Source organism: Labilithrix luteola, assembly GCF_001263205.1.
Classification (GTDB): domain Bacteria; phylum Myxococcota_A; class Polyangia; order Polyangiales; family Polyangiaceae; genus Labilithrix; species Labilithrix luteola.
Genome location: NZ_CP012333.1, coordinates 7,282,535 through 7,309,024 on the forward strand (window position 1 = coordinate 7,282,535; position 26,490 = coordinate 7,309,024).

Sequence of the window (26,490 nt, forward strand, 5' to 3'; positions counted from 1 at the left end):
GCACGTAGGAGTCCCGAGTTTGGGGGACAGACACGGTCGAGCTTTGCCCGCTAGGATGTTGCTCGATGCGCAAGTCGGTCCTTGGTGTGGTCACTCTCGGGGTTGCGATCTCGACGCTTCATTGCGTTGGTGACGAAGCGTCGAATGTCACGAACCTCCAGGTTGGACCCGACGGAGGCGGGAACGACAACGGCGGCGGAGACCCGCCGTCGACGACGGATCCTGGCAAGGATGACAGCGGTAGCGCGGACTCGTCCGCGGACGCAGCCTGCGCGGCGAACGTCAACGAGGACGCGGAGAACTGCGGCGCGTGCGGGCACTCGTGCATGGGCAGCACCTGTTTCGCGGGCCAGTGTGAGCCGCAGCTGATGGCCTCGAACTTCCCCCTGCCAGTATCGGCAAACATCGGCAACGGGCTCGTGGCCGATGACAAGAATCTGTACTTCGTCACCAGCTCGCCGTCGCGCGTGTACAAGGTTGCGCGCACGCTTGCCGCCGATCCGACGACCGCGGCCACCATCATGTTCAACGCGGGAACGAAGACGCCGCGCTACCTCACGCTCTACACCACGACCCTGTGGTGGAGCGACCCCGGCATCGCCGCCAGCTCGGGCGCCATCTACTACATGGATCGCGACGGTGCGACGGACAGCGCAAAGACGCTGGTCTCGGCCATCCACGACCCGGAGCAGGTGATTGCGAATTCAACTTACGTGTACTGGACACAGGGAAACAACAGTGTTCAGGCGCAGGGGTATCTGAAGCGCCGGACGATCGTAGGCGGCGTCACCGAAGACGTCGTGACGAACCAGACCTCGCCGCGCCATCTCGCGGTTGGTGTCAACAAGGTTTACTGGGACCTCGCGGTCGCGAACAACAACGTGCTCCAGGTCGCGAACGCGAACGCCGGTGCAACGCCGAAGACGCTCTACCCCCTCGGCAACGACAGCGTGAGCGGAGTGGGCTTCACCGGAACCCATTTTTGGTGGGTCACGTACTCGAAGCGAGAGGTGTGGCGCTCGACACTCGACGGTGACAATCCCGAGAAGATTCACACCGGATCCTCCGCAGGATCGTCGATGGCCATCGCAGACAACGACGTCTACGTCGGATTTCAGGGACTGTTCCCGTCGCAATTCAAGGATGGAACCGTCGCGAAGATCGTCGCGCCGCAAAACCAGCCCGCCACCGTCACGCCCATCGCGACACTGCCCTTTGTCCAGGGGGTCGCGGCCGACGCCGACTTCGTCTACGTGCTCGGCGGGGACTATCCGACGACGGCGACCGGCGGAAAGCTCTGGCGGATCCGCCGGTGACGAACAAGCGGAGGGACCGCAGCGGGCAGACCGCGGCGAAAATTCGTGCGACGTCGTCCGTCTCGTAGGCTCGTTGATAGGCCAATGACCGATGACCCCCGCGTCGAACGGCTCCTCCGGGCCAACCTGAAAGCGCGCTGGATCTTGCTCGCGCTCGCGCTCCTGCTGCCCACCGCGCTCCACCTTCTCTTCGCGCGGCAGGCACGGAGACTCGACGCCCTCGGCGATCACGGCGTGGTCGGCGAGGCCGTGCTCGTACGCGCGACCGACTCGACTGCGTTCTACGAGTACGATGTCAACGGCGTCCATTACGACTGGAGCGTCGCGCGAAACGACGCGCCATATGCCGTCGGCACGCGCTTTCCAATCGTGTACGTCCCCGACGATCCGGCGCTGAGCCGTCCCGGCAGCGATCGGTCGCGCGGTGCCGTCGAGGCCGCCTCGAACCGCGGCTTCACGTGGAAACTGGAGGCCGGCTTCTTCGCCTTCTTTGCCATGTTCTTCGCGCTCGGCGAGCTGCGCATCCGCGAGCTTCGTGAGCGCGGCGCGGCGGGACTCGACGACCCCGACCTCTACAAACGGCGAATCGCGCAGTCGCTCGCAGCACTTTCGCCGTTCATCGTTCTGATCTTCGGCTTCCACTTCGCCGACGCGCGCCAGAAGGGCCAATCCGCCTGGCCGGTCTTGCTCGGGACGGTGTTTGCCGTCGGCGTCATCATCGCCTCGATGTTCTACGTCGCGCGTAACGGTCCTGCACAGGCCGCGGCGCGATCCGCGCGGATCATCCGCATCGCCGCCCCGCTCGCGATCGCCGCCGCCGTGCTTCGTCTCATCGTGTACGTTCTCGAGTGAGACGGCCTTCGGGGGTCCCGCCGCAGGCCATGAAGCCGATTGCCAGTGCGGTCATCGGAACGAGCGATTTCATGGGGACCTTTCGCAAGGATGGGCTCGAGTGAGAACCCTGAGCTGGCGATATCGCGCATAGGCATCGCCACAGACCCCGCTCCGCGATCACTCACGGAAGACTTTTCGAGCCGAGGGTGCGCCAGCCGACCGTGCGGACTCTCCACGTCGTTTCTGTGCTAGGACGATTCGCGAAATGGGCGAGCTGATTCTCACCACCTTCGACTGGGTTCCGATGCTGCCGCGTGGTTTCGTGCGCGACCTCCGCGTGCGTTGGGCGCTGGAGGAGGCTGGGTTGCCTTATCGCGTGGCGAGCGTGCCGTTTCGCGATCGGAACGCCGACCATTTCGCGCATCAGCCGTTCGGCCAGGTGCCGTGGTTGACCGACGGAGACATCTCGATCTTCGAGAGCGGCGCAATTCTCATGCATCTCGGCGAGCGCAGTAGCGTGCTGATGCCGACCGAACCGCGCGGGCGCACCGAGGTGATGGAATGGGTGTTCGCAGCGCTCAATTCCGTCGAGATGGCGGTCATGCCTTGGGCCCTCTTGGTGTTCTCCGGGGAACCCCGTGATACCTCGGCATGGACGCGCTTCAGCGATGTCCTCGATCTTCGGCTCAAACGTACGGAGCAGGTGCTTGCGGGCCGCGAGTGGTTGGCGCGGTCCTTCTCCGTGGCCGACATCCTCATGGCCGACGTGTTGCGCCTCGTCGATCGGTTCGAGGGGCTTGCGAACTATCCCGCGTGCCGTGCCTATGTCGCGCGCGCAACGGCTCGCCCGGCCTTCGTGAAGGCACTTGCCGATCAGATGGCCCACTTCGCCAAGGCAGACTGAGCACGCGCTTCGGAGACGCGTTTAGGTTCGAAGGGCCGGACAAACTTCTCCGAGAGGGGGAGGACGGCCATGGTAATTTCGGCGTGTGGATCGGGAGGCGCGTGCCACGCATAAGCTCAACGCTGCGCTGGCAGAGTTCTATTCGCCGGGTCTCGCGGCGGACACCTTCGTCGATCGCGCATTCGCGCTCGCTTCTCGCCTCGTCTCCTCGTCGCTCAACACGGTGGGCGTCCTCGGCCGGGACAAAGGGGCGCTGAGCGCCAACTTCGACCACACGCCGCCGGGCCTCGAGGACGCGTTCACGGCGTTCGGCGTGCACATGGGCAAGTACACGCCGTTTCGCTTCGACCCCACGGTCAACGACGGCAAGCCCTTCAGTGCGCGCGACTTCTTCAGCCGCTCGGCCTTCGATGATCTCGACATCTACCAGGAGGTCTATCGACCGCTGGGGCTGGCCGATCATTGCTTCGTCCACGTGCCGACGGCACCCGACACGGTCGTCTTCTTGGGACTCCTGCGCGACGGCCGGCCCTTCGATCGCGCCGAAAAAGAGCTCCTCGGCCTCATCCAACCGCATCTGTCGAATGGGCGGAAGCTGGCCTTGGCGGTGACGGCCGCCGAGAACGCGCCGCTCGCTCCGGAGCTGTTCGCCGCGGTGGGATTCACGCCCCGCGAGAGCGACGTGCTCTATTGGCTCACTCGCGGCAAGTCGAACGACGAGATCGCCAAGATCCTCCGGATGCGCGCGGACTCGGTCAGCCGGCACCTCCACACAATCTACGAAAAGATGGGTGTCGAGCACCGCGTGGCCGCGACGATTGGAGCGGTCGAACTGGCGCGGAAGCTTCGTGCAGAATCGCTCTCCGTTCGTGGAGGCGGGATTCTGCTCACCGTCCCGCGCGCTCGCTGACGCGATTTCGAATCCGCGAATCCGCGAGCGTTGCCTTACGCTCGTATCAGGGCGCGCGCCGTGCCTCGACGATGTACTGATCGGGAAGCGCCACCGGCGAGAGGCGCGCCATCAAGCCGGCCGCCGTCAGATCGGCGACGATGGCCTCCGGAGCGAGGCGCATGTTCGGCGGCGGGCCGTGGCTCGCGGTGAGGCTGAAGTCCACGACGAGGACCCTGCCGCCGGGCCGGAGCGCGGCGGCGAGGTCGCGCGCGTAGGCAACGCGATCGGCGAGATGATGCCAGACGTGCACGATGAGGACGCGGTCGACGCTCTCCGGAGTCAGCCCCGAGTCGGCCTGGGTGGCGGGAACGGCGTGCAGGTTGGGGAGTTGCTCGCGGGCCGCGCGCTCGTTCAGGTAGCGCACCATGTCCGGCTCGATGTCCGTGGCGATGACCTTGCCGGAGGGCAGGGCACGCGCGAGCCGCACGGAAAAGTAGCCCGTGCCTGCTCCGACGTCCGCAACGCTCATGGCCGGCGACAGTTCGAGCGCGCGGAGCACGTCGTCGGGGCGTTGCCACGCGTCGCGTGCCGGATCGTCGAAGACCTTCGACCATGCCGCCGCGTCCGTGAATCCGTGATGACCATGCTCGTGAGCGGGGGCCTCGGCGCCGTGCGTCGATCCCGAACCGCAGGCACTACCGACCGTCACCGCGAACAACGCCGTCAGCATGCGATGCATCCTCGCTCCCAGGTTGCGTGTCGTTGATTGCATTTCGCGCATGCTGTCGTAGCGCCGCCGACGCCGCGAACCTAGTGAGGCGTTTTCGGTCCGATCGGCGAGCCTTTCGATGATCGGCGAGCTCGCCGCCGTGACGCTTCAGCTTGGGGCAGCGCGGTCGATCAGAAGTAGTGAGCGCGCATGTCGTCGAGCAATCCCGGTTGCTCCGGCTTCCAGCCAAGGAGCTCTCGCGTTGCTTTGCTCGAGGCGCGGTTGTCGACCCCCACGACCATCGACATCCATCCGAAGTGAGCGGCGGCCTCGGCGGCCGGTACGCTCTTTGCCGGCACGCCGATGCCTTGGCCAATGGTCTCCGCGATTGCGCGCATGGCGAAGCCGGATCGCAATCGGCGTTTCGGCGGGCGAGGCGTCCGACTCGAGCGCGAGCTTGCCGGGGTGTGCGACCACCAACGTTCCGCTCGTGCCGACGAACGCCTTGTTCGTGCCTTCCATCGCATCGAGCATGGTGCGGATGGCGTCGCGATCGATCTGGTTGATCTTCGCGAAGTCCGAAAAGTCCCCTCCACGAGCGAGATCGCCACGAGGTCGACGTGGATATGGGACTGTCGAAGGTGACCTACACGGCAATCCCATCGTCAGCGTCGCCCTAATGGCACCGGGCATCATTGAATTAGACTAACGGCAGCGTGAGCACTGGCAACCGGGCGAGGATCACCTCGCCGACTGGACCAGGCAGGCCGACGTCGAGCACAGGCACGACGCACCTCGGCGCCTCCTCGACAGTCACCATGAGGAGGCCCGTCTTGCCGCTGCCGGTCAGGGCGCTGACCGTGCGCCCAAGCGCCCTCAGTTTCCGTGTGGCGACAGAATTCATGCCGCCCCGTTCGTCGAATTATGCGATGGCGCCGATGTGTCGACGTCGTGCCCCTCGTGTTGAACAGCGCGGGGCCGGGCTCCGTCGAAACGACACATGAGAAGTCGTTGTCTCCAAGCCCTCGTCCGATGCGCGTTGGCGCCTTGTCTGGTGGTCCTGGCCGCGTGCGGCTCGTCCTCGTCGAACTCCGCAGCGTCGGGATCGGGCCGCGGCGATGCGAGTGATGGCGGTGGAGACGCGGCGGGCGATCCGAACGTTTTGTCTTTCGCGCCAGCCGCGTGTGCCGGGGCCATGTGCTGGGTCGCTCCGGCGCCTCAGGGGAATCCTCTGTCGAGATCTTCGATGACGCCTACGGGGACGACGTTCGCTGTCGGCGCTCAAGGCGCGTTCATGCGATTCGACGGAACGCAGTGGAAGGCCGCTGTCGTCAGCAAGCCGATGGGCCAGCCGAAGGAGCTCGGCTATCCGCAGCTTCGCGCCGTCGCCGCCATTGCCGACGACGATGTTTGGATGGCTGGCGACTACGGAGCGCTCTTCCACTTCGACGGAAAGACCGTCACCTCGTTGGAGCTCGACGGCCGCTTCGATTTCATCGGACTTTGGGGCGCCGCGAAAGACGACGTCTGGCTCGTCGCCAAGCAAGGCTCGGTCTTCCACTTCGACGGCAGCACGTGGTCGGAGAGCTTCGCGGGCGACCGAGAGATCGTGAGCTTTTGGGCGACCTCGTCGGACGACATCTACACGTTGTCGAAGGCCGTCAACAGCTCGAGCACGCCGCCGCGTCTCCTGCACTTCGATGGGTCGGCCTGGACGGCACGCCCCATGAAGGGGGACATCGAGGCCGATCCCCATGACTTTGTCGCCGTCTCCGCGGCCGTCCGCGGGCAGCCATGGATCGCGTCGACCGGCGCAGTCTACCGCGGTGATGCGAACGGAAACTTCCGAAGCCAGCTCTCCGTTCCGCACGACGCCGTCCGCGACCTCGTCGTCGTCGGCAAAGACGACGCGTGGTACGTCGATTACGGCTGGGCCGTCCAAATCAGCAGCGGGGAGATGGCCAGCCCTTCCAAGCGCCTCAGTCTGGGGCCCAACGGCAGCGTGTGGGCCTTCGGTGACGGGGGATGGATCCATTCGACGCAGGATCTCTCGGATCCCGTCAAGAACGTCACGCCTCCCATCCCCGATACGCCTGACGAGTTCAAGCTCCCCACGCGCTGCAACGCCCGCGGCGACACGCTTGCTTGCGTAGGAGACAAAGTGAGGAGCTATCGCCGAGTGCCGGGGGCATCCAGCGAAGTCTCTCTCCTCTCGAACGACGACCCCGGTTATGGCGACTACGTCCGAGTCAATGCGCACGGAGACATCGCCCACGTCTCGGCTTCTTGGGTGACACTACGAGCGCGCGACGGCGCTGAGCGCAACCTGGCCGTGGCCACCGCCAAGCTCGACGACCTCCAGCTGCTCGATGACGGCTCGATGCTAGCCATCGACGGAAAGGGCACGATTCGGCGCGCCGCTCCCGGGGCCGCCATGTTCGCAGACGTGGCTCCCTGGCCGTCCACCGTCGCGGCGGGGCCATCACTGGACTCCGGCACCGTCCACCGCCCCGACGGCAATACCGTATGGGTCACGAACCAATACACCGACCCCCAGGGACACTGGCATCTCCTCGTTCGTGACCCAAAGGGCGCCGTCGTGGACGACGCGCTCTTGTCGGGCGCGTTGGCGACCGCGACGGTCACGACGTCGGGAACCGTCATTCTCGCGACGTTCAACCAGCAGCAGGGGAGTATCGTCCAAAGGCGCGGCGGCACCTCCGATGACTTGTCCCTTCCGGCTCCGAACTCAGGCGTCGCGGGCCAGGGCAAGACGCTCCTCGCGGCCAGCGGCGAAGACATCTACTACGTCCCCGTCACCTTCGACGATCCGGTTTCGGGCACGCGCCTCTACCGCCTGCATGACGGCACCGCCAGTCGAGTCATCCTACCGCTGCAGGAGGTCTACGGCCTCTATCCGCAGCCCGATGGCGTCTTCGTCCAATCGGCCCAGGGCTCCACGTTGTTCGTCCCGGCGTGGAATTGAATCCACACGAGAGGAAACTCATGAAACGACATCTTCACTCTTGGTTGTCCACGCTCGTTCTCGGAGTCCTGGTGGGGTGCAGCAGCGAGAGCTCCACTGGAGCAACGATCCCCGCGACGGATTCCGGTGGCTCCGCGCAAGGCGGCGGTGAGACGACAGCCATCGACGGAAGCGCGCCGAGAAAGAGCGACGGCGGCGACGCCGGAGATTCGTCGTCATCGAGCTGCAAACTTGTCACGAACCTTCGAGTGATGACGGCTGTTGACGGCGTCGACCTTCGCTTCATCTCGCCGACGAAGCTCGTCTTGGGCATGCGAGACATCTACGAAGTGGACCTCTGCGCACCGGGCACGAGAAGCCCGCTGGGCCGCCTGCCTGACGGCGCGTGGACGTTCGACGCCATCGACAAGGGCAAGATCTTCACCTCGACTTACCAGGCCCGTCGCTGGGGAATCTGGGACGGAGCCACGTTCACACCCGCCGCCTCCGACTGCGGAGCGGGTGACGCCACCCAATTCGTCGACGTCGTCGGTTCCACCGTCCTCCTGAATACCGACCACAACCACTATCTCTTTTCCCACGACGTTCCAGCGTGCAATCAAATCGAGCTCGTACCGCCCGAGCCGGCCGATGTGACGGTCATGTGGAGGGTGGACGACAGGCACGCCAGGCTGAGTCCCGACGGCACCAAGGTCATGATGGCCAGCTATCCCTCGGGCAGTTGCAGCCTCGATCTGAAGGAGAACGACGTCACCATCTACGACGTCGCCAGCAAGCAATACACCGCGGTATCGTTCTCGCCGCCGATTGCAAATGCTGAATGCGTCGGAGTGGGCCCCTTCGCCTGGTATCCCGACAATCGCCGCGTGTTGATCGCGGCTGGCGCAACTCTCATCGAGTTCGACACCAAGACGGGCGCCGCCCAGGAAGTCACGGATCCGAGCGTCACGAGCCTGCCCAATCCCTACGCGGTCGAGATCTCGCCGGACGGAAAGACCGCGGTCGTCAGCATCGGCGAGTCCATCCAGGTGGTTCGCTTGACCCCTTGACGCCCGCGTCAGCGCCGCCCACCCTTGAGGAACGTCGCGAGCTTCTTCATCGCACCATGCAGCAGGCCAGGCTTGTTCGCTGGTTGCTCGAGGTCGTCCGAGTCGAGCGGGAAGAAGATGCGTCCTGAGGTCCAGTAGACGCCGTGCGAGGGAAGCTCGTCGCACTCGGTTCGGTCGATCACAACGAGGGCGCGGTCGGCTTCGGGGCCACGGAATCCCAGCGCGAGCAGTGCGGCGCGCACGTCGTCGGCTTGCAAATGCTCGGACGCGACGTGGCTCGTCTCACCGATGGCGGAAGGCGACGACGTAGAGCTGGACGCTCTCGTGCCTTCGCACTTGTGTTGGGAGAAGTCGGGCTTCGGCGCCATGCGCGCCACGAGCTCCTCGACTTCGCGCTTCGTCTTGCCGCTTGCGGCGGCGATGAGCTCATCGACATTCGCCTCCGTGAGAAGGTCACGCAGAAGCAGGAGATTCGAGAGATGGATTCGTCCCGAGGCAAGGGCATCCAGCAGCACCGGCAAACGCCGAACGAGACGCGCCGCCGTGAGCCTTCGAAACGCTTCTCCCTCGCTGAAGCCGAGCCTGCATGTGCAAAAGTCGAACATCGATGAACATCCGAGCTCGAGATGCACTCGACGCTCTTCGATCTCGACGAGATACACGATCACCCTCGCGAGCGAGCGCCTCTCCGCGCCGACGAACGATTTCAGATCGACGAGAATCTCTTCATTCGACAGCTCCGCGAGAAGTCTCGGCGCCGCGTCCGCAAGCTCGCCTCTCGCCCGCTCTCCTCCAGTGCGAACCTTCTCGTACAGCCACTCGCCCACGGTCGAACGCCACGCCTGCCACGCCTGCCCAGAGAGCTGCTCGCCCACGGCCCGACCCCTTCCGCTCATACGCCCCTCCCTGGTCGGCCCCACCCCTGCGAGCTCGAGATCTGGAAACCTAATCACAGGATCTGCATTCGCAAGTCAATTGATGGACTCGGTTTATAATAGATGCATTCGCAATACCGCGCGGTGCAGTTGCCGTTTCATCGCTCTCGAGGCCGAACGCTTCACCCTGCCTCCGCGCCGCTCAGAACAACGCTTCTCTCGCGGCGTGAAGATCAAGATGAGCAACGATGACCGATAAGGCCCAACCGCGGTCGAAGAGGTCGCCGCGAGTGACGCCTATGGGCCTACCGGGCCAGGACCGTCCCTTCCTAACACCGGTTCAGGCCCTGGCATCACGCCGACGAAGCCGGCATGACGCGACTCGTGACGCGGACGCAGCACACGTGGGGCCTGGAGTGCGAAATGCCAACGATTCGTCATCTGATTGAGAATGTTGACAGCTTTGATGCGGACGACATCATCTTCGCCAAGCTGGAGTGGACCGAGAACTCCGAGGCCCGCCTGTTTCGGCCGACGGAAGACTTTCGCGCTCCAGCGAAGGCGACCGAACTCGGCTTCAAGTACCGGTAGTCACGGAAGGCGGACGAGCACGGTTGGGCCTGAGGTGAGGTCGACTCGACCTGGGCATTTCGATGGTGCCGGCGAGGCCGAGCGTTCCGAGGCGAACGTCGACCGCTCGAGGTGACCGAACGCCCGCGGGCACGCGGGTTGCGACGCGCTCGTCGTCGTCGTGCGACGGGATCGCTTCGCGCGACGCGACCGGGAGGTGGAGCGTGGCAAAGACGATGAAAGCCGCCGTCGTGCGCGAGCTCGGCAAGCCGCTGACGATCGAGCAGATTCCCATTCCGACCCCCGGCTACGGCGAGGTGCTCGTGAAGATCGTGGCCACGGGCGTCTGCCACACCGATCTGCACGCCGCGCAGGGCGATTGGCCGATCAAACCAACGCCCCCGCTCGTGCCGGGGCATGAAGGTGCCGGCGTGGTCGCTGCCATTGGACCCGGCGTGACGGATTTGAAGGTAGGTGATCCGGTCGGGATCGCATGGCTCCACGATGCGTGTGGCAAGTGCGAGTACTGCATCACGGGCTGGGAGACGCTTTGCGAGAAGCAGCGCAACAGTGGCTATGGTGTCAACGGCACGTTTGCCGAATACGCGATCGGCTCCGCCGCGTACGTGGCTCGTTTTCCGCGCAACGTCGATTTCGCGAAGATGGCGCCGATCCTTTGTGCGGGGGTCACCACGTACAAGGGCATCAAGGAAACCGAAGCTCGGCCCGGTGAATGGCTGGCGGTTTCGGGTATCGGAGGCCTCGGGCACGTCGCGGTGCAATACGCTCGCGCCATGGGCCTCCACGTCGCCGCGCTCGACGTCTCCGAAGAGAAGCTCGCGCTCGCGCGAAAGCTCGGTGCGCAGATCGCCGTCGACGCACGACGTGCCGATGCCACGACCGAAGTCGCGAAGTTTACGGGCGGCGGCGCTCACGGCGTGCTGGTCACGGCAGTCTCGGCGCCCGCGTTCGCGCAGGCGCTCGAGCTCGCTCGACGCAAAGGGACGGTCAGCCTCGTCGGACTGCCGCCGGGGGACTTCGCGATGCCGATCTTCGATGTCGTTCTCAAGCGAATTACCGTGCGAGGATCGATCGTCGGAACGCGCAAAGATATGGCGGAGTCGATCGCGTTCGCGTCCGAAGGCAAGGTCGCACCGCACATCCATCACGCACGGCTCGAAGACATCAACGACGTCTTCGCCAGTCTCGAAGCCGGCAAAGTCGATGGGCGCATCGTGGTCGACCTCGCGTGAGCTGCCTCGAAAGATCCGCCGATCGGTCCGAAAGACGCGCCCTTTTGGCCGTGTCGTGCGGGTCCTATCCATCGACGGATGAGCGAAGCGGAGGACTTCTGGGAGCGACGCTGGCGTGAGATGGCTCCGCCGCGTGCGCTGCGGCCAAGCCCGGTGATGGTGAGTTTCGTTGCGGAGCTCGAGGCGGGCCGCGCGCTCGATCTCGGCTGTGCGCGAGGCGACGATGCGATCTGGCTTGCGACGCGTGGCTGGAGGGTCACCGCCGTCGACATCGCGACGAGCGCGCTCGTGGCGGCACGCGCCAGATCCGAGGGGCTGGCGATCGACTACCAGCAGCACGATCTCGGAGAGAGCTTTCCCGAAGGCGAGTTCGATCTCGTCTCGGCCCAGTATCTCCAGTCACCGGTCGCGTTCCCGCGTGCACGCGTCCTCCAGCGTGCCGCGCGTGCGGTCGCCCGCGGCGGCCTCCTGCTCGTGGTCGAGCATGCCTCGCACCGGCCGTGGGGCCACAAGCCCGAACACGACGTCGTGTTTCCGCCGGCCGAGGAGCTCGCCGTGGAGATCGGCGTCGAGCCCGCGGAGTGGTGCACCGTGTTCCTAGGTCGGCGCGAGCGAGAGGCGAAGGGACCGAACGGCGAGATTGCTCTCGTCGCCGACAACATCGTTGCGTTCCGAAGGACGATCTGACCGCTGGGAGTGCGCCGCCAAGCAGCAGGACGAGCGAGTGCGACTTTGCCGCTGAGCTCGGTCGTTCGTTCGCCGCTTTCGGGAGGCGAGCGCACTTGTCGTGCTGCCCGGTTGAGGCTAGGGTTCCCGCCGTTGCCATGGGGTGCCGCCCACGCGGCTGAGATGATACCCATCGACCTGAACTGGGTAATGCCAGCGGAGGGACGGCGCATGATCGACACGCACTTCGAAAAACGCCTGGTCTCGGATTGCCTGTCGGATCGCGTCTCTCCACCGCGAGGAGAACGGCGATGCCGAGCACGGACCACGATTTCGTAAGCACGCTTCCGAGCGCGCTTCGGCGGCTGCGTGACGCGCGGCCGCTCGTCCAGAACATCACGAACGACGTGGTGATGAACTTCACCGCGAATGCCCTGCTTGCGGCTGGCGCTTCGCCTGCCATGGTGCATGCACCGGAGGAGGCGTCCGAGTTCGCTCGAATCGCGTCCTCGCTCGTCGTGAACATTGGAACCCTCACCGCGCCTTCGGTGACGGCGATGGTCGGAGCCGCGGCGGCGGCGCGAGAGGCTGGCGTGCCGTGGGTGCTCGATCCCGTCGCGGTCGGCGCGACCACGTTCCGACGTGAGACGGTCGCGAAGCTCCTCGAAGAGAAGCCGACCATCGTGCGAGGGAACGCCTCCGAGATCTTGGCGGTGGCAACCGGCGTGCGCGCGGGGCGTGGCGTCGACGCGGACGGCGCGAGCTCCGAGGTCGCCGACGTTGCGGCGGCGCTTGCGAAGCGTACGGACTCGGTCATCGCGGTCACCGGCGCCGTCGATGTCGTGACGGATGGCACCACGACCTGGGCCATCGCGAATGGTCATCCGCTTCTCACGGCCATCACCGGTTCCGGATGTGCGGTTACGGCCATCGTCGGTGCATTTCTCGGCGCCCGTGTCGCGCCGCTCGAGGCGGCCGCCGCTGCGCTCGTGCTCGTTGGCATCGCCGGGGAACGCGCGGCGCTCGACTGTCCCGGCCCGGGCTCGTTTGCGGTGCGGTTCATGGATGCGCTCGCCGCCATCACACCCGAAGATCTCGCCGCGGGGGCGCGGGTGACGCGTGCTTGAACGACGCGCGCTCACGCTCTGTCTCGTCACCGATCCCGATCTGGTGCCGGAGGGCGCGCTCGTCGATACGGTGCTGGCCGCGGTGCGTGGCGGCGTGAGCATGGTGCAGCTTCGCGATAAGCGCGCCTCCGACGATGTCCTCGCCGCGCAAGCGGAGACGCTGCTCCGCGTCCTCCGTCCGCTCGGAGTTCCGCTCGTCCTGAACGACCGCATCGATGTTGCCAAACGCGTTGGAGCGGATGGCGTGCACGTTGGTCAAGGCGACGACTCCCCGGCGATCGCGCGCGAGCGGCTTGGTCCGAGCGCCATCATCGGGCTCTCGATCACGAGCGCATCACAGCTCGAGGCCGCCCACCTCGGACCGGCGGACTACTACGGCGTCGGCCCTTACTTTGCGACGTCGACCAAGCCGGATCACGCTCGGCCGCTCGGTCTCGATGGCGCTCGCGCGCTCATCGCCGGGGCGCGTCGTCCGTGCATTGCCATTGGCGGCATCGACACGAGCCGCGCCGCGGCCGTGCGCGCAACGGGCGCAGCTGGTCTTGCCGTCGTCTCCGCGATCTGCGGACAACCCGATCCTGAGCGCGCCGCGCGTGCGCTTCTCGTCACTCAGCAAGAGGTCCTCGCATGACTACCAAGCCGACGAATGTCACCACCGGTCCCATCACGGGCTCGAAGAAGATCTACATCTCGCCGGAGGAGCGGCCTGACTTGCGCGTGCCCGTGCGCGAGATCGCGCTCACCGGTGACGAGCCGCCGGTGCGCGTCTACGACGCCTCGGGCCCCTACACCGAAGGCGGCGCCGTCGACCTGTCGGCAGGACTGCCTCGCGTTCGTGAGGGCTGGCTCGAGGCTCGCGGTCATCTCGAATCCTACGAGGGACGCGCCGTTCGACCCGAGGACGACGGCTCGCCGAACGCCTCGCAGGTGCTTCCGCAGTTTCCGGTGCAGCGTCGCCCGCGGCGCGGCAAGCCTGGAGCGCTCGTCACGCAGCTCGAGTACGCACGTGCGGGAATCATCACCGAGGAGATGGTCTACGCGGCGGCTCGCGAGAACCTCGGACGGAGCGCCCTCGTCGACGGTGAGAGCTTCGGAGCTTCGATTCCCGACGTCGTGACGCCGGAGTTCGTTCGCTCGGAGATCGCGTCGGGACGAGCCATCATCCCGGCGAACGTGAACCACCCCGAGCTCGAGCCCATGCTCATCGGGCGAAACTTCCTCGTGAAGATCAACGCGAACATCGGAAACTCCGCGCTCGCGTCTTCCATCGCCGAGGAAGTCGAGAAGATGGTGTGGTCCATCCGCTGGGGCGCCGACACCGTCATGGATCTCTCCACGGGCCGGAACATCCACGCCACGCGTGAATGGATTCTGCGCAACTCCCCGGTGCCGATCGGCACCGTCCCCATCTACCAGGCCCTCGAGAAGGTGCACGGCGATCCGCAGAAGCTCGACTGGGAGGTGTTCTCCGACACCCTCATCGAGCAGTGCGAGCAGGGCGTCGACTACTTCACGATCCACGCGGGCGTTCGCCTTGCCCACGTGCCGCTGACGGCGAATCGCGTCACCGGAATCGTCTCGCGCGGCGGCTCGATGATGGCCGCGTGGTGTCTCGGACATCACCGCGAGAGCTTCCTCTACGAGCGCTTCGGCGACATTTGCGACATCCTTCGCAAGTACGACGTCTCCTTCTCGCTCGGCGATGGCCTCCGCCCCGGTTCGATCGCCGACGCCAACGACGCCGCGCAGTTCGCGGAGCTCACCACGCTCGGCGAGCTCACCAAGGTCGCGTGGGAGAAGGGCTGCCAGGTCATGATCGAGGGCCCCGGCCACGTGCCGATGCACAAGATCAAGGCGAACATGGACAAGCAGCTCCGCGAGTGCGGAGAAGCTCCGTTCTACACGCTCGGCCCGCTCACCACGGACATCGCTCCGGGCTACGACCACATCACGTCGGGCATCGGCGCGGCGATGATCGGCTGGTTCGGTACCGCCATGCTCTGCTACGTCACGCCGAAAGAGCACCTCGGGCTGCCCGATCGCGACGACGTGAAGACGGGTGTCATCACCTACAAGATCGCAGCGCACGCGGCCGATCTCGCGAAGGGCCACCCCGCGGCGCGCCTCCGTGACGACGCGCTCTCGAAGGCACGCTTCGAGTTCCGCTGGATCGACCAGTTCAATCTCGCGCTCGATCCGGACACGGCTCGCTCCTTCCACGACGAGACGCTCCCCAAGGACGCCCAGAAGACGGCCCACTTCTGCTCGATGTGCGGCCCGAAGTTCTGCTCGATGAGCATCACGCAGGACGTCCGCCGCCTGGCCGAGCGCACCGCCGGTCTCGAAGCCAAGGCCGCCGAGTTCCGCGAAGGCGGCGGTCGCATCCACATGAAAATTGTCGACGACCAGAAGGCGCCCAGCGCCGAGTAACGAATAGACCGCGCGAGGCTCGACGACCCGAATCGAAGCGGTCGTCGAGCCCCGTGCGCCGTTCGCCTTCCAAATAGCTCGTCGCCTCAAACACCGCGCGAGCGTCTCTCAGCGGTGCTCTCCGTTCGTCGGGCTGGCGTCGGCTGACGGGTGCTTGTTGACCTTCTCGCCATTGCGGATGGAGTCGGTTGCGTTGCGTACGACGGCGTCGCCGGGGCGGAGATCGCCGACCACTTCGATCTCGCCGTTCGCGCTGTGTCCCGTCTGGACGACCATCCATTCCGCAACTCCGTTCGCTATTCGAATGACGAACGTTCGCTGCTGATCCGAGGCCATCGCCGATGTCGGCACGAAGAGCGTTGGGCGGTCGCGAGTGACGGGCCACGACACGGTGGCGAAGGCACCGGGGGAGAGGCGCTTGTCCGTGTTCGGCACGTCGAGCTCGATGTGCATCGTGCGAGTCTTCAGGTCGATGTCGTGGGACACGCGGGCGATTGGCGCGCGGAAGATCTCGCCGAGATAGGCCGGTACGCTGAAGGCCACCTCTTGCCCGTCGCGAATCGCGCCCACGTCGGCCTCGGGGACTGGCACCACCAGGCGAAGGCGATCGACGTCGACGAGCTGGATGATGGGTATCGCTGACGGCTGACCCGCGGCGGGGCCGACGAGGGCACCGGGATGAAGGTTTCGCCGCGTGACCGTGGCGTTGAATGGCGCGTAGATCGTCAGATACGCCTCGATCTGCGCAACTTCACGGAGCGTGTCGCGCGCTGCACGGACGTTGTGCTCGGCGGCGCCCACGCTGCCCCGATCCGCCTCGACGGTTTGCTGAGCGATCGCCAGATCGTTGGCGGCAACCACGCCCGGTGTCTGCGCCGCCTGCGCGAGGTGCTTGTAGGTTCCCTCGTCGGCGGCGAGCTTCGCGCGAACCGTGGTGAGCTGTGATTCTGCGGACTGGAGCGCCGCGTGCGCCTGGGCTTTACGCGCCAGCAGTTCGGGCGCTGACAGGCGCATCAAGAAGTCCCCTTGTTTGACTTGCGAGCCCACGTCGACGCGGATCTCTTCGAGGAAGCCGGTGACCTTTGGATAGACGTCGACCATCTCGTAGGGCAGGAGCTGCGCTGGCAAGCGGTCCACCGTATCGAGTGTTCGCGAGACCACCGGGACCGTCTCGACGGACGACGAGGCCATTGCCAACGGCGGCGCCGGCGCCTTCTTGTCACACGCGCCGAGCACCAGGCTTCCCACGCACACGGACGCGAGCGAGAAGCGGTTCATGTCGCGCTCCGCGCTTCGTTGAAGCGGCTCTCCGGATCTTCCGGGTCGAGCGAGCGGGAAGCGGTCGGCGCTTTTCGTTGAACGATTCCGAAGACGGTGGGCAGGAGAAACAAGGTCGCGAGGGTGGCCATGGAGAGACCTCCGATGACCGCTCGTCCGAGCGGCGCCGTCTCTTCGCTCCCTTCGCCAATCGCGAGCGCCATGGGGACCATGCCCGCGATCATCGCCAGGCTCGTCATCAGGACAGGACGCAGTCGCTCGGTCGCCGCGCCACGCGCAGCATCGTGCGAGTCAGCGCCATTCCGCCGGTTTTTCTCGGCAAAGGTCACGAGCAGGATCGCGTTCGCGACCGCCACGCCGATGGCCATGATCGTTCCCATGAAACTCTCGAGGTTCACGGACGTTCCGGTGATGATCAACATGAGCACCACGCCGACGAGCACGGCCGGCGCGGTCGAAAGAACGACGAACGCCAGGCGAACCGATTGGAAGTTCGCCGTGAGTACCAGGAGGATGATGCCGACGGCCGCACCGAGCCCAATCGCGAGCTCGCCGAAGATCTGGCGGAGCGCGTTGACCTGACCGCGTACCTCGACTTTCACGCCTCGAGGTGCCGCGCCCACGCGGTCGAGTGCCGTGCCGATATCCCGTGCTGCGCCGCCGACGTCGTTACTCGCCACGTTCGCCGAGAGGGAGAGCATCCAGAGACCATTCTTTCGATCGAGCTCGCCGGGCACGGTGGTGGGCTCGAGCGCTGCGAGCTGTCGAAGCAGCGGAGAGGCCCCCGTCGAGCTCGACACCGGGATGTTCGCGATGTCTTGGATCGACGTCATCTGCGGCTGCGGAACCTGAATCTGCACTTGGTAGCTGACTCCCGACTTTGGATCGCGCCAGAAGTTGGGAGCGATGAAGCGGCTCGACCCTGTCGACGAGACGACGGCAGCCGCGGCGTCGTTCGCGGTGGCGCCGAGCTGACCGGCAAGCGTGCGGTCGATTTTGACGTTCACCGTCGGGTAATGAAGCGGCTCTTCGAAGCCCACGTCACGAAGCGATTCCACCTTTCCCAACTGTTCGCGAACGCGCTCGGCGTACGCCTTCGCGTCGCCATACTGAGGGCCCGTGACGGCCACCTCGGCTTGAGACGGGGCGCCGAAGTTGAGGATCTGGCTGACGAGATCGCCCGGATCGAAAGAGAATCGGAGGTCCGGCAAATCACGCGACAAGCGAGCGCGAAGTCGCTCCTTCAGCTCCCCGAGCTCGAGATGGCTGTCTCGCTTCAGCCCGATGTTGATGACCGCTTGTTGCGGCCCGCTCGTCCACAAGAATACGGCGTTGATTGGGTATGACGAGGCCTGCGTGCCGACATAACCGAGACTGAGATCGAGATTGTTCTCCCCGGCTTCTTCGGTAATGGCTTCGAGGGCCCGGCGCACCCGGTCCTCGGTTACCGCGACCCGAGTGCCGTCGGGGGCGTCGACGCGAAGACGAAACTGCTTCGATGCGGACGAGGGAAAGACCTCCTGGGGCAGGCGAGGCGCGACCAATCCCAGAACCAGGGCGGCGACGATCGCGTAGCCCGCAAGCAGCAAAATTGGATATCGCATGACGCGCGTCAGCACCTCTTCGAAGCGATGCCGGAACCTGACGAATGCCGGCTCTTTCTTCGGCGGAGCCGCTTCCTCGCTCGCGCCCGTGGCGTGGACCTCCCGCAGCATCCAGTTCGCAAGTACCGGCACGAGGGAGCTCGAGAGCAGGTACGACGCCCCCATCGAGAAGCCGACGGCGAGCGAGAGCGGAAGGAAGAGCGATTGCGCAGGTCCGCTCATGAAGAATGCCGGCAGGAAGACGGCAAACACGCTGAGCATGGCGAGGAGGCGAGGCGTTGCGACCTCGCGACTGGCGGCGAGCACGGCGCGCGCCTTCGTCTCGGCTCCGTCGAGATGCACGTGGATGTTCTCGAGGAGCACCGTTCCCTCGTCGACGAGTACGCCGACCGCGAGCGCGAGACCGCCCAGCGTCATGATGTTGATCGTCTGGCCAGCGAGCCTCAACGCAACGACGGCGCTGAGAAGCGCGAAGGGGATGGTCATGACGACGATCAGCGACGAGCGCCAATCGCGGAGGAAGAGAAATAGCATGAGCCCCGTAAGGGCCGCCCCGATCGATGCCTCACGCAACACGGAGCTCAGCGCCGCCCGTACGTAGGCCGATTGATCGAGCTCGTAATCGACGTGCACGTCGTCGGGTAAAAGCGACTGAAAACGTGGGAGGCTCTGCTTGACCGCGTCGACCACGGTGATGGTCGATGCGTCGGGGCGCTTCGTCACGGGGATGTAAATCGTGCGCTTCCCGTTGCGAAGCGCGTAGCCGGCGAGGAGATCGGCGCTGTCCGCGATGGTCGCGACGTCACGCATGTACACGGACTTGCCTGGTCCGAGCTGGAGCGGGATATCGAGCAGGTCCTGGTAGTCGACGACGGTCGAGTTCGTCGTCACGAGTGTGTTCGTCGTTCCGATATCGGCGTTTCCGGCCGGCTGAATGCTGTTGCCGGTCGCGAGTGCCTGCACCACGTCGGCGGGCGAACGCCCATACGATTGTAGCTTCTGCGGATCGACGTCGAGGACGATCGTTCGCTGGCTCGCGCCGAAAGGCGGAGGCGATGAAACGCCGGCAAGCGTTGCGAACTGTGGACGAACGCGGTTGAGCGCCAGGTCTTGCATCTCGGCGAGCGTGCGCGTCGGGCTCGAGAAGACGAGATATCCGACAGGGAGCGTTCCCGCGTCATACCGAATGATGAAGGGCGGTACGGTGCCCGGCGGCATGAACGCTTTGGCGCGATTGACGTACGAGATCGTCTGCGCGAGCGCCTGGCTCATATCGGTGCCAGGGTGAAAGTTCAGTCGCAAGAGAGCGGTGCCCTGAATCGACCGCGCCTCGACGCTCTCGATGCCGTCGATATAGAGGAAGTGGTATTCGTAGTAGTACGAGATGAAGCCCTCGATTTGCTGAGGGCTCATTCCGCCATAGGGCTGCGCGACGTAGATGGTCGGGATGTTCAAATCCGGAAAGATGTCGACCCGTGTGCGCCCGATCGCGACGAACGACAGGAGCGCCATGGCGATGACCAAGACCAGGACGGTGATGGGCCTCCTTAGCGCCGCGTGAACCAACCACATGGTCTACCTCGACAGAAGGGGGCCAAGGTCACCGGCGGCGCGCGCGAGCGCCAGCAGGGCGCGTCGCACTTCGATTCGGGCGATTGCGTCGTTGATCTCCGCCTGCGTGAGGACTCGTTCGGCGTCCGCGACGTCGACGATGGGCGCGAGTGTCGTTCGATATCGCGCGAGGGCCTGCTGCTCGGCTGCTCGAGCTGCGGAGAGCGCAATCGGCGTCTCACGCGCAATGCTTTGCGCGCCCCGCAGGAAGGCCGACGCACTTTCGAGCTGACCCGACACGGCGAGCACCACCTGATCCCGCCGTGCAATCGCAGCTGTGTAGTCTGCATTCGCTGCGCGCGAGCGCGCGCTGATCGAGGGGATATCGAGCGCCGACCAAGTCACCACCAAACCGGCGGCCCAATTCGCCACGTCAGGAACGAGGCCGTTTGCGGGACTCTGAGATAGACCAACGACTGACAGGCCAGTCCCTCGCGCGTACAGTGCTGCGACGAGATCGATGCGCGGTAAGAACTGCGCTCGCACGGCCGCGCGCTCTCCACTGAACCGCTCGACCACCGCATTGGCTTCGACCACTTGGGGGTTGTCGGCGATGCGCGCAGGTTGACGAGGAACGTCGACGGGCTCGAGGACGTTGCCTGGCGCAGCCTCGACGACCAGGCCGGCTTCACCGATGGCCACGGCGAGGTTTGCACGCCGGACGTCGCGCGCCTGCGTGGCGTTGGCGAGCAGCGTGCGTGCAGCGGCAAGCTCGGCCTGCGCGCGAGCGAGATCGACGCCCGGGCGGAGGGTCTGGTCGACGAGTGGCTTGGTCATCGCGACGAGCGTCTCGGCGCGATCGACGGTGGCCTGCGCGGCACGAACCGTCTCTTGCGCTTCGAGGAGGAGCAAAAACGCGTCCGCCGCGCCATACGCGACGTCGAGCTGCACCACGCTCACTCGTGCGGTCGACACCCGACGCTGAGCGAGCGCCGAATCGATGACCCCGGCTTCGCGTGCAAACGTGAGGACATCCCACGACGCCCAGATGCTCGCGCCTGTTTGCCAATTCCCTGCGTTGAGCGCCTTTCCTTCGACGGGACCGGAGATCGCGGGAAAGCCTTGCGAATAGAAGAACGCCCCAGGCACGGTGTTGCCCGTCGATCGATTGAGCTCCGCGCTGACTCCGGCGGACGGCAGCTCGCGCAGATGCGCCTCGTCGACGCGTGCGTCGGCGGCGCGCTCGTCGGCGCGTGCGGCGCGGAGCAGGGGATGTCGTGCGAGTGCTTCGGCGATGGCCTGCTCGAGGGTGAAGGAGGCCTTCATCGGCGGGGCATCGAGAGCCGCGGCCTCCGTGGTTGTCGTCGTGGCCGCAGCCTGTGCCGCGACGGTACTCTTGGACGTCGGCGAAGTTGCCATTGCCGGCGCCGCGACTTGCGATTCCGCACACCCATGGACGCCGACGATCGCTGGCAGGACCACAACGCGTAGGACGCGCGCGATACGGCGATGTTCGCGAGCATCTTTCATGAGCGTCGCTGTCGAGGGGCGCTGCCGAAAGGAGGGCATGATCGACGTGCTCGGCCGACACGGTGACGAGTCGAGCGCGGTCACGATTTACCTAAGGCTTCACCGCCTCGAGCGCAGGGCCATCTGCGATCGAGCGAGGAGCGCGACGGAGAGCGTTCCGACGAGCGCTGTCAACGGCGCGCGATCGCGCGGCAGGTCTTCTCGATCCCTCTCAGGGAGACGTGGTCTCGCAGCGATCGCTTCCTTCCGTCAGCGATACGGTCACACGGCGCATGAACTCCTCGCGCGCGCAGATTCGACGAAGTCGCTGCAACTCGGCAAGGAGCGCGTGGAGGTCTCGTCCTTTGACGAGTTGGACTTCGTCGACGTACACCGGCGAGCGGACGTAGACTTGTTCGAGCATGGGAAACTGGTGGCGCACCCTCGCCGGAATACGGTTCGCGGCTTGGTCGAGTGAGCGATCGGAGCGGCCCGCGAGCAGAGCGAGCGCCGTGGTGGCCCCCATTCGCCCGATTGCCCCGCGGAGACGTGGGCCGGTCGAGCGGTCCTCGCGCATTCGTAGCTCACGCCCTGCGCACGGCGTAGCGCAGGTGCGTGACGCGCGGCGACGGAATCGCCTCGATGATCTCGAGCTGCAGTTTGCGATCGGTCTCCTCGAACAAGCGGCTGCCGCCGCCGAACACTACGGGCGACACGGCGACGTTGATCTCGTCGACGAGGCCGGCGTTCAAGTATTGCTGGATCACATGCGCGCCGCCCGCGATGCGGATGTCCTTGCCGTTGGCCGCGGCGCGCGCCTGGCGCAACGCGCTCTCGATGCCGTCGTTGACGAAGTAGAATGTACTCCCGCCGGGGCGCACCCACGGCTCGCGCACGGTCTTGGTGAGCACGTAGACCGGCGTGTGGAACGGCGCCTCCTCGGGCCACATCCGTTCGCCAAGGTCGAACATCCGCTTGCCCATGATGCTGACGCCGGTGCGCAGAAACGTCCCCTCGGCGACCTCGTTGTCCCTGCCGGTCTCGCCGCCTTCGCCGAGCTTGAGCCTCTCCCGGAAGAACTTTTGCGGAAAGATCCAGCTCTGCAGCTTTCCCCACTGCGCGCCCCAGTCGAGGTAGCTCGGATCCCCTGCATGGGCCAGGTCCATGCCCGGAGGAACCATGTACCCGTCGAGGGACATGCTGACGCTGAAGAACACCTTGCTCATCTGTAGTCGCCTTTCGCGGTGTAGTCTGGCGATGAAACGACGGCCGCGCGCCCCACTCATCGGTTACATGAGGCCATGAGCGAAAAAAAAGACGATACGCTGCTCGGCGCCGCTCGAGGCGGTGACGAAGCTGCCTTTCGCGGTCTGGTCGAGCCTTTCGGTCGCGAGCTCCACGCGTACGCCTACCGCATGCTCGGCGGCTTCCACGACGCCGATGACGCCATGCAGGAGGCGCGGATCAAGGCGTGGCGCGGGCTCGGTGCCTACGAGCCACACGCGAGCTTTCGCGCGTGGATGTACCGCATCGTGACGAACACGTGCCTCGACATGCTGAAGACGCGTGCGCGCCGCTTGCTGCCGCAGGACGTCGGCCCGCCCGTCGAGCCTGGACCGCCGGTGGGTGACCCGCGCGCCGACATCCACTGGCTCGAGCCCTATCCCGACGCGAGCCTGCCGCTCGCGCGCAGCCCCGAGGACGCCGTGCGCCTGCGCGAGGGCATGCGCCTCGCGTTCGTGCGCGTCGTCCAGGTACTGCCCGCACGCCAGCGAGCCGCGCTGATCCTGCACGACGTCCTCGACTGGAACGTGGCAGAGGTCGCCGCGATCCTCGAGACCACGGAAGCCGCGGTCAACAGCGCGCTACAGCGGGCGCGCGCGACGATCGCGAGGCCACACACCCGCGAGCCGAGCCCCGACCTGGCGCGACGCCAAGCGGACGTCGTCGATCGCTACGTGCGCGCATGGGAGACCGGCAACTTCGACGGCTTCGTCGCGATGCTGACGGATGACGCGATCATGAACATGCCGCCGTGGCCGTACTGGCTCGACGGCCGGGATGCGGTGGTCGCGGTGCATCACTCGCCGGGCACCTGGGATGGAGCCCCGCGCCCGGGCCGCTACCGCATCGTGCCCAGCACGATGAACGGCCAGCCCGCCGCGATGGCCTACGTGCGCGCATCCGATGGCCGCTACATCGCGACCTGCCTCACGGTGCTTACCCTCGACGACGACGCGCACATCTCCGAGCTTACGGTGTTCGTGCTGCCCGAGCTGTTCGCGCAGTGGGGCTTCCCGGCGGTGCTCGAAGGGTGAGCCTACGTAGCGCCGCGTCGATCGCTCGCGCGCGCAAGACGCGGGGTTGTTGGGGGCCTCGAGACCTTGGGCCCATCGTGCAACACGATGCTCTATGACTCTGTTTTCTGAGGCTTCATGATGAAATCGCGTCGGTCCAATCGCGCCACCCCGATGATTGTGCTGCTCCTCGCGTGCATTACCGCTCACTGCGGTAGCAGCGCGGAGGACGATAGCTGCCAGACCGCGTCGGACTGTATCAACTCGGCCGCGGCGCAGCGGGCCGGGCGGTGCGCGCCCGAGGTTGCGTGTGTTGCCGGCGCGTGCCACGCCGAGTGCTTGGGCACCTGCGAACGCACGAGCGAGACTTACAACCCTTGTGGAGTAGACGCGATCTGCAATCAGCCAGCGCAGTCAAAGCCGGGGGCGATTCAGAACTTCGTTTGCACGAAACGGCGGATCGCTTGCACGGTCGCGTCGGACTGTCCGATCTATCTGCCGGGCGAAGGGCAATGGTCGTGTGAAGCGGGGATTTGCACATTCCCCGGCTACACGTCTCTCTACGACTGAATAGGCATTGCAGCCCTGCTGAACAGGCTGGTTTTCCTCAGTCACCGACTGGGCCGCCTCCGAGTGGAGGCCCGCAATAGAAGCCGCCCAACATCCGGTCGGGGACTTTCCACGTTTTCGATACGCGAGAGATGATCGGATCGTAGGCTGCCTTGGCCGCCTTCGGATACTCGAACCGGATCGTGTAGACGACGCCGTCGACGACGCGGCCGCGCTCCCAAACGATCGTGTCGCCGCGCACGCCGGTGATGAGGCACGATGTCTTCGTCGCGCTTCGCGCCCATTTCTTTTCGTTGTCGTTCGTCGGCTGGCACAAGACCTTCTCGCCAAGACCGCATTCGCCTTGGGACGCGACCAGGAGGCGTGCCCCTTGGGGCCCTGCGAAGAGCGCGGAGGAGTCGTCGTCGCGCACGACGGAGAAGCCCTGAGGGACGTCGAAGCTCACGCCCATCGCGAGGCGCGTTGGTGTGAAGCCGGGGGCCGCGGCGATGACGACAGGCGCGCTCGCGAGTGGCGGCTCGTTCGTGATTGGCGTCGACGCCGGGGGGACCTTCGGCGCGGCGTCCGTGGTCGGGGCTTCCTTGGCGATCGACGCCGCCTTCGTCGCAGATGGTTGCTCGCAGGCCCAGCAAGCCACGAGCAGAAGTGCAGAGAACAACCTTGGGAATCGGTCCTCAGTGATGGCCATATCGAGCCATCGGTCTGAGCGCAGAGGAAGTTGCGCGTTGCGAGCGATTTCTCGTGGCGACGTTCAGGACATGACACGCACCGTACGCGTCCTCATTTGGCCGCCCGGGCGGCGGCCTCACGCAGCTTGTCCTTCTTGCTCTTTCGTTTTCCCTTCACACCGCCGTGAGGATCGCGGACGGGAGCGGCCGAGGCGGCAGCGGGATCGCGTGGCGTAGGTTCGAAGCCGGCGATGCGCTCGCGTTCGACGCGGATGCGGTGACGCTTTTCGATGAGTCGAAAATGGGGCTCGGCGTCGGGCGTGACGAAGCTGACGGCGACGCCCTTCTCGCCCGCGCGACCGGTGCGTCCAATGCGGTGGACGTAGTCGGCGGCGGAGCGCGGGAGGTCGTAGTTGACGACGGCGGGGAGGGCGGTGATGTCGATGCCGCGGCTTGCGACATCGGTAGCGACGAGAACCTGGAGGCGCTCGTCTTTGAAGGCTTCGAGCGTCGTCGTTCGCGTGCCCTGGGTGAGATCCCCATGAAACGGCGCGGCGGCGATTTGCGCGCGCTGGAGCTTCTCGGCGACGTGGTTGGCCGAATGTCGACTCTCGACGAAGACGAGGACGCGTGACCATCCCTCCGTCGCGAGCAGGTGCCGAAGGAGCGGCGTTCGCTTGGTTTCGTCGACCTCGATGGCACGTTGAACGATGTTTGCGTCCGGACTGCCGAGGACCGTTTCGCGCGCGACATCGATCCGAAGCGGAGCCGCGAGCACCTTCTCGGCGAGGGCGCGAACTGCGGGCGGGAAGGTGGCCGAGAAGAGGAGCGTCTGACGTCGACCGAGGAGCGAGAGCACGCGCGCAAGCTCGTCGGCGAAGCCGAGGGACAGCAGCCGATCGGCTTCGTCGAGCACGAGCATCTCGACAGACGCGAGGCGAAGAGCGTTGTGAGATACGAGATCCAGGAGGCGGCCTGGTGTGGCGACGACGATGTCCGCACCGCCGCGAAGCGACATCAGCTGCGGATTGATCGAAACGCCCCCAAACGCGATGCACGTCTTGGGTCGTTCGGGGAGGTGACGCGCGTAGTCATCGATGGCTTCGCCGATCTGCGCGGCGAGCTCACGTGTCGGCACGAGGATCAGCGCACGAAGCGGTCGGGGGCGCCCTGGCGTCGTCGCGCGGCGTTGGGTGCCGAGCTTTTCGAGAAGCGGGAGCACGAAGGCTGCGGTCTTGCCCGAGCCTGTTTCGGCGGACGCCCAGACGTCGCGGCCGTCGAGAATGGCGGAGATCACAGCCGCCTGAATGGCGCGCGGCCGCTCGTGCCCGAGCTCTTCGAGCGCTCGAAGGAGAGGCCCAGAGAGCCCGAGCGAAACGAACGTCACGTCGTCGGAAGTCGT

Annotated in this window: 24 protein-coding genes and 1 riboswitch; of the genes, 13 read left to right on the forward strand and 11 right to left on the reverse strand. The window is 65.7% G+C overall.

The features are described from left to right. The first annotated feature begins 65 nt into the window (after nucleotides 1-65). The 4 genes from AKJ09_RS31590 (at nucleotide 66) to AKJ09_RS31605 (ending at nucleotide 3,964) form a co-directional block, all read left to right on the forward strand. Nucleotides 66-1,316 carry a hypothetical protein gene (locus AKJ09_RS31590; protein ID WP_146651578.1) on the forward strand — a complete coding sequence of 417 codons (1,251 nt, stop codon included), beginning with the start codon at nucleotides 66-68 and terminating at the stop codon, nucleotides 1,314-1,316. An 84-nt stretch (nucleotides 1,317-1,400) separates the two neighbouring features. Next, nucleotides 1,401-2,168, forward strand: coding sequence for a hypothetical protein (locus AKJ09_RS31595; protein ID WP_146651579.1), 768 nt, complete (start codon nucleotides 1,401-1,403; stop codon nucleotides 2,166-2,168). A 247-nt stretch (nucleotides 2,169-2,415) separates the two neighbouring features. Continuing rightward, on the forward strand, nucleotides 2,416-3,054 hold the full coding sequence (locus AKJ09_RS31600) for a glutathione S-transferase family protein (protein ID WP_146651580.1): 639 nt from the start codon (nucleotides 2,416-2,418) through the stop codon (nucleotides 3,052-3,054). An 85-nt stretch (nucleotides 3,055-3,139) separates the two neighbouring features. Then, a complete protein-coding gene (locus tag AKJ09_RS31605; protein ID WP_146651581.1) occupies nucleotides 3,140-3,964 on the forward strand; it encodes a helix-turn-helix transcriptional regulator in 825 nt (274 codons plus the stop codon). Nucleotides 3,965-4,010: 46 nt separating this feature from the next. Here AKJ09_RS31605 and AKJ09_RS31610 read toward each other — a convergent pair whose 3' ends face one another. The 3 genes from AKJ09_RS31610 to AKJ09_RS31620 all read right to left on the reverse strand — a co-directional run bounded on the left by AKJ09_RS31610 (nucleotide 4,011) and on the right by AKJ09_RS31620 (nucleotide 5,559). Beyond that, nucleotides 4,011-4,676 carry a class I SAM-dependent methyltransferase gene (locus AKJ09_RS31610; RefSeq protein WP_169928025.1) on the reverse strand — a complete coding sequence of 222 codons (666 nt, stop codon included), beginning with the start codon at nucleotides 4,674-4,676 and terminating at the stop codon, nucleotides 4,011-4,013. Nucleotides 4,677-4,846: 170 nt separating this feature from the next. Continuing rightward, complete coding sequence (locus tag AKJ09_RS31615) at nucleotides 4,847-5,053, reverse strand: Rossmann-fold NAD(P)-binding domain-containing protein (RefSeq protein WP_146651583.1); 207 nt, start codon at nucleotides 5,051-5,053, stop codon at nucleotides 4,847-4,849. 302 nt (nucleotides 5,054-5,355) lie between these two features. Next, nucleotides 5,356-5,559, reverse strand: coding sequence for a hypothetical protein (locus AKJ09_RS31620; RefSeq protein ID WP_146651584.1), 204 nt, complete (start codon nucleotides 5,557-5,559; stop codon nucleotides 5,356-5,358). 342 nt (nucleotides 5,560-5,901) lie between these two features. Between AKJ09_RS31620 and AKJ09_RS31625 the strand changes: the two genes are divergently transcribed. Beyond that, nucleotides 5,902-7,641, forward strand: a complete 1,740-nt coding sequence (locus AKJ09_RS31625) for a hypothetical protein (protein WP_146651585.1) — start codon at nucleotides 5,902-5,904, stop codon at nucleotides 7,639-7,641. Between the two features lie 20 nt (nucleotides 7,642-7,661). Beyond that, a complete protein-coding gene (locus AKJ09_RS31630) occupies nucleotides 7,662-8,690 on the forward strand; it encodes a YncE family protein (RefSeq protein WP_146651586.1) in 1,029 nt (342 codons plus the stop codon). Nucleotides 8,691-8,698: 8 nt separating this feature from the next. On the opposite strand, the gene AKJ09_RS31635 is transcribed toward AKJ09_RS31630, so the two are convergent. Further along, the gene (locus AKJ09_RS31635) at nucleotides 8,699-9,586 is read right to left on the reverse strand and encodes a hypothetical protein (protein ID WP_146651587.1); all 888 of its coding nucleotides are present in this window, start codon (nucleotides 9,584-9,586) and stop codon (nucleotides 8,699-8,701) included. 351 nt (nucleotides 9,587-9,937) lie between these two features. On the opposite strand from AKJ09_RS31635, the gene AKJ09_RS31640 reads away from it, so the two are divergent. The 6 genes from AKJ09_RS31640 to thiC all read left to right on the forward strand — a co-directional run bounded on the left by AKJ09_RS31640 (nucleotide 9,938) and on the right by thiC (nucleotide 15,611). Further along, nucleotides 9,938-10,156 (forward strand): hypothetical protein, encoded by a 219-nt coding sequence (locus AKJ09_RS31640; protein WP_146651588.1) that lies wholly within the window; start codon nucleotides 9,938-9,940, stop codon nucleotides 10,154-10,156. Between the two features lie 203 nt (nucleotides 10,157-10,359). Beyond that, complete coding sequence (gene adhP, locus AKJ09_RS31645; RefSeq protein WP_205633859.1) at nucleotides 10,360-11,388, forward strand: alcohol dehydrogenase AdhP; 1,029 nt, start codon at nucleotides 10,360-10,362, stop codon at nucleotides 11,386-11,388. A gap of 78 nt (nucleotides 11,389-11,466) precedes the next feature. Continuing rightward, entirely contained in the window at nucleotides 11,467-12,075 is a 609-nt protein-coding gene (locus tag AKJ09_RS31650) for a class I SAM-dependent methyltransferase (protein WP_146651589.1), read from the forward strand. Between the two features lie 128 nt (nucleotides 12,076-12,203). Continuing rightward, nucleotides 12,204-12,296, forward strand: a riboswitch (TPP riboswitch). Nucleotides 12,297-12,365: 69 nt separating this feature from the next. Beyond that, complete coding sequence (thiM, locus tag AKJ09_RS31655) at nucleotides 12,366-13,181, forward strand: hydroxyethylthiazole kinase (protein WP_146651590.1); 816 nt, start codon at nucleotides 12,366-12,368, stop codon at nucleotides 13,179-13,181. Continuing rightward, the gene (gene thiE, locus AKJ09_RS31660) at nucleotides 13,174-13,812 is read left to right on the forward strand and encodes a thiamine phosphate synthase (protein WP_146651591.1); all 639 of its coding nucleotides are present in this window, start codon (nucleotides 13,174-13,176) and stop codon (nucleotides 13,810-13,812) included. The genes thiM and thiE overlap by 8 nt, the downstream gene beginning before the upstream one ends. Next, nucleotides 13,809-15,611, forward strand: a complete 1,803-nt coding sequence (thiC, locus tag AKJ09_RS31665) for a phosphomethylpyrimidine synthase ThiC (RefSeq protein WP_146651592.1) — start codon at nucleotides 13,809-13,811, stop codon at nucleotides 15,609-15,611. The genes thiE and thiC overlap by 4 nt, the downstream gene beginning before the upstream one ends. A gap of 108 nt (nucleotides 15,612-15,719) precedes the next feature. Here the strand turns inward: thiC and AKJ09_RS31670 are convergent, their stop codons facing one another. The 5 genes from AKJ09_RS31670 to AKJ09_RS31690 all read right to left on the reverse strand — a co-directional run bounded on the left by AKJ09_RS31670 (nucleotide 15,720) and on the right by AKJ09_RS31690 (nucleotide 22,779). Further along, complete coding sequence (locus AKJ09_RS31670; RefSeq protein ID WP_146651593.1) at nucleotides 15,720-16,889, reverse strand: efflux RND transporter periplasmic adaptor subunit; 1,170 nt, start codon at nucleotides 16,887-16,889, stop codon at nucleotides 15,720-15,722. Next, nucleotides 16,886-20,065 (reverse strand): efflux RND transporter permease subunit, encoded by a 3,180-nt coding sequence (locus AKJ09_RS31675; RefSeq protein ID WP_146651594.1) that lies wholly within the window; start codon nucleotides 20,063-20,065, stop codon nucleotides 16,886-16,888. The genes AKJ09_RS31670 and AKJ09_RS31675 overlap by 4 nt, the downstream gene beginning before the upstream one ends. Nucleotides 20,066-20,068: 3 nt before the next feature. Next, a complete protein-coding gene (locus AKJ09_RS31680) occupies nucleotides 20,069-21,463 on the reverse strand; it encodes a TolC family protein (RefSeq protein ID WP_169928026.1) in 1,395 nt (464 codons plus the stop codon). A gap of 322 nt (nucleotides 21,464-21,785) precedes the next feature. Next, entirely contained in the window at nucleotides 21,786-22,079 is a 294-nt protein-coding gene (locus tag AKJ09_RS31685; protein ID WP_146651596.1) for a hypothetical protein, read from the reverse strand. A gap of 58 nt (nucleotides 22,080-22,137) precedes the next feature. Then, nucleotides 22,138-22,779, reverse strand: a complete 642-nt coding sequence (locus AKJ09_RS31690; protein ID WP_146651597.1) for a dihydrofolate reductase family protein — start codon at nucleotides 22,777-22,779, stop codon at nucleotides 22,138-22,140. A 75-nt stretch (nucleotides 22,780-22,854) separates the two neighbouring features. Here AKJ09_RS31690 and AKJ09_RS31695 point away from each other — a divergent pair, with 75 nt between their 5' ends. After that, complete coding sequence (locus AKJ09_RS31695) at nucleotides 22,855-23,871, forward strand: RNA polymerase subunit sigma-70 (RefSeq protein ID WP_146651598.1); 1,017 nt, start codon at nucleotides 22,855-22,857, stop codon at nucleotides 23,869-23,871. A 586-nt stretch (nucleotides 23,872-24,457) separates the two neighbouring features. Here the strand turns inward: AKJ09_RS31695 and AKJ09_RS31700 are convergent. Then, nucleotides 24,458-25,078: a hypothetical protein gene (locus AKJ09_RS31700; RefSeq protein ID WP_146651599.1), complete on the reverse strand. Its 621-nt coding sequence runs from the start codon at nucleotides 25,076-25,078 to the stop codon at nucleotides 24,458-24,460. A gap of 122 nt (nucleotides 25,079-25,200) precedes the next feature. Next, nucleotides 25,201-26,475: a DEAD/DEAH box helicase gene (locus AKJ09_RS31705; RefSeq protein ID WP_146655723.1), complete on the reverse strand. Its 1,275-nt coding sequence runs from the start codon at nucleotides 26,473-26,475 to the stop codon at nucleotides 25,201-25,203. Nucleotides 26,476-26,490: the final 15 nt, after the last annotated feature.

What these genes read in the sequence shown, in the direction of transcription:
- AKJ09_RS31640 (WP_146651588.1), top strand. Translation starts at nt 9,938, where the DNA reads ATGACGCGACTCGTGACGCGGACGCAGCACACGTGGGGCCTGGAGTGC.
- AKJ09_RS31670 (WP_146651593.1), bottom strand. Translation starts at nt 16,889, where the DNA reads ATGAACCGCTTCTCGCTCGCGTCCGTGTGCGTGGGAAGCCTGGTGCTC.
- AKJ09_RS31675 (WP_146651594.1), bottom strand. Translation starts at nt 20,065, where the DNA reads ATGTGGTTGGTTCACGCGGCGCTAAGGAGGCCCATCACCGTCCTGGTC.
- AKJ09_RS31695 (WP_146651598.1), top strand. Translation starts at nt 22,855, where the DNA reads ATGAGCGAAAAAAAAGACGATACGCTGCTCGGCGCCGCTCGAGGCGGT.
- AKJ09_RS31635 (WP_146651587.1), bottom strand. Translation starts at nt 9,586, where the DNA reads ATGAGCGGAAGGGGTCGGGCCGTGGGCGAGCAGCTCTCTGGGCAGGCG.
- AKJ09_RS31600 (WP_146651580.1), top strand. Translation starts at nt 2,416, where the DNA reads ATGGGCGAGCTGATTCTCACCACCTTCGACTGGGTTCCGATGCTGCCG.
- AKJ09_RS31610 (WP_169928025.1), bottom strand. Translation starts at nt 4,676, where the DNA reads ATGCTGACGGCGTTGTTCGCGGTGACGGTCGGTAGTGCCTGCGGTTCG.
- AKJ09_RS31630 (WP_146651586.1), top strand. Translation starts at nt 7,662, where the DNA reads ATGAAACGACATCTTCACTCTTGGTTGTCCACGCTCGTTCTCGGAGTC.
- AKJ09_RS31620 (WP_146651584.1), bottom strand. Translation starts at nt 5,559, where the DNA reads ATGAATTCTGTCGCCACACGGAAACTGAGGGCGCTTGGGCGCACGGTC.
- AKJ09_RS31685 (WP_146651596.1), bottom strand. Translation starts at nt 22,079, where the DNA reads ATGGGGGCCACCACGGCGCTCGCTCTGCTCGCGGGCCGCTCCGATCGC.
- thiC (WP_146651592.1), top strand. Translation starts at nt 13,809, where the DNA reads ATGACTACCAAGCCGACGAATGTCACCACCGGTCCCATCACGGGCTCG.
- AKJ09_RS31615 (WP_146651583.1), bottom strand. Translation starts at nt 5,053, where the DNA reads ATGCGCGCAATCGCGGAGACCATTGGCCAAGGCATCGGCGTGCCGGCA.
- AKJ09_RS31625 (WP_146651585.1), top strand. Translation starts at nt 5,902, where the DNA reads ATGACGCCTACGGGGACGACGTTCGCTGTCGGCGCTCAAGGCGCGTTC.
- AKJ09_RS31650 (WP_146651589.1), top strand. Translation starts at nt 11,467, where the DNA reads ATGAGCGAAGCGGAGGACTTCTGGGAGCGACGCTGGCGTGAGATGGCT.
- AKJ09_RS31680 (WP_169928026.1), bottom strand. Translation starts at nt 21,463, where the DNA reads ATGGCAACTTCGCCGACGTCCAAGAGTACCGTCGCGGCACAGGCTGCG.
- AKJ09_RS31690 (WP_146651597.1), bottom strand. Translation starts at nt 22,779, where the DNA reads ATGAGCAAGGTGTTCTTCAGCGTCAGCATGTCCCTCGACGGGTACATG.
- AKJ09_RS31595 (WP_146651579.1), top strand. Translation starts at nt 1,401, where the DNA reads ATGACCGATGACCCCCGCGTCGAACGGCTCCTCCGGGCCAACCTGAAA.
- thiM (WP_146651590.1), top strand. Translation starts at nt 12,366, where the DNA reads ATGCCGAGCACGGACCACGATTTCGTAAGCACGCTTCCGAGCGCGCTT.
- AKJ09_RS31590 (WP_146651578.1), top strand. Translation starts at nt 66, where the DNA reads ATGCGCAAGTCGGTCCTTGGTGTGGTCACTCTCGGGGTTGCGATCTCG.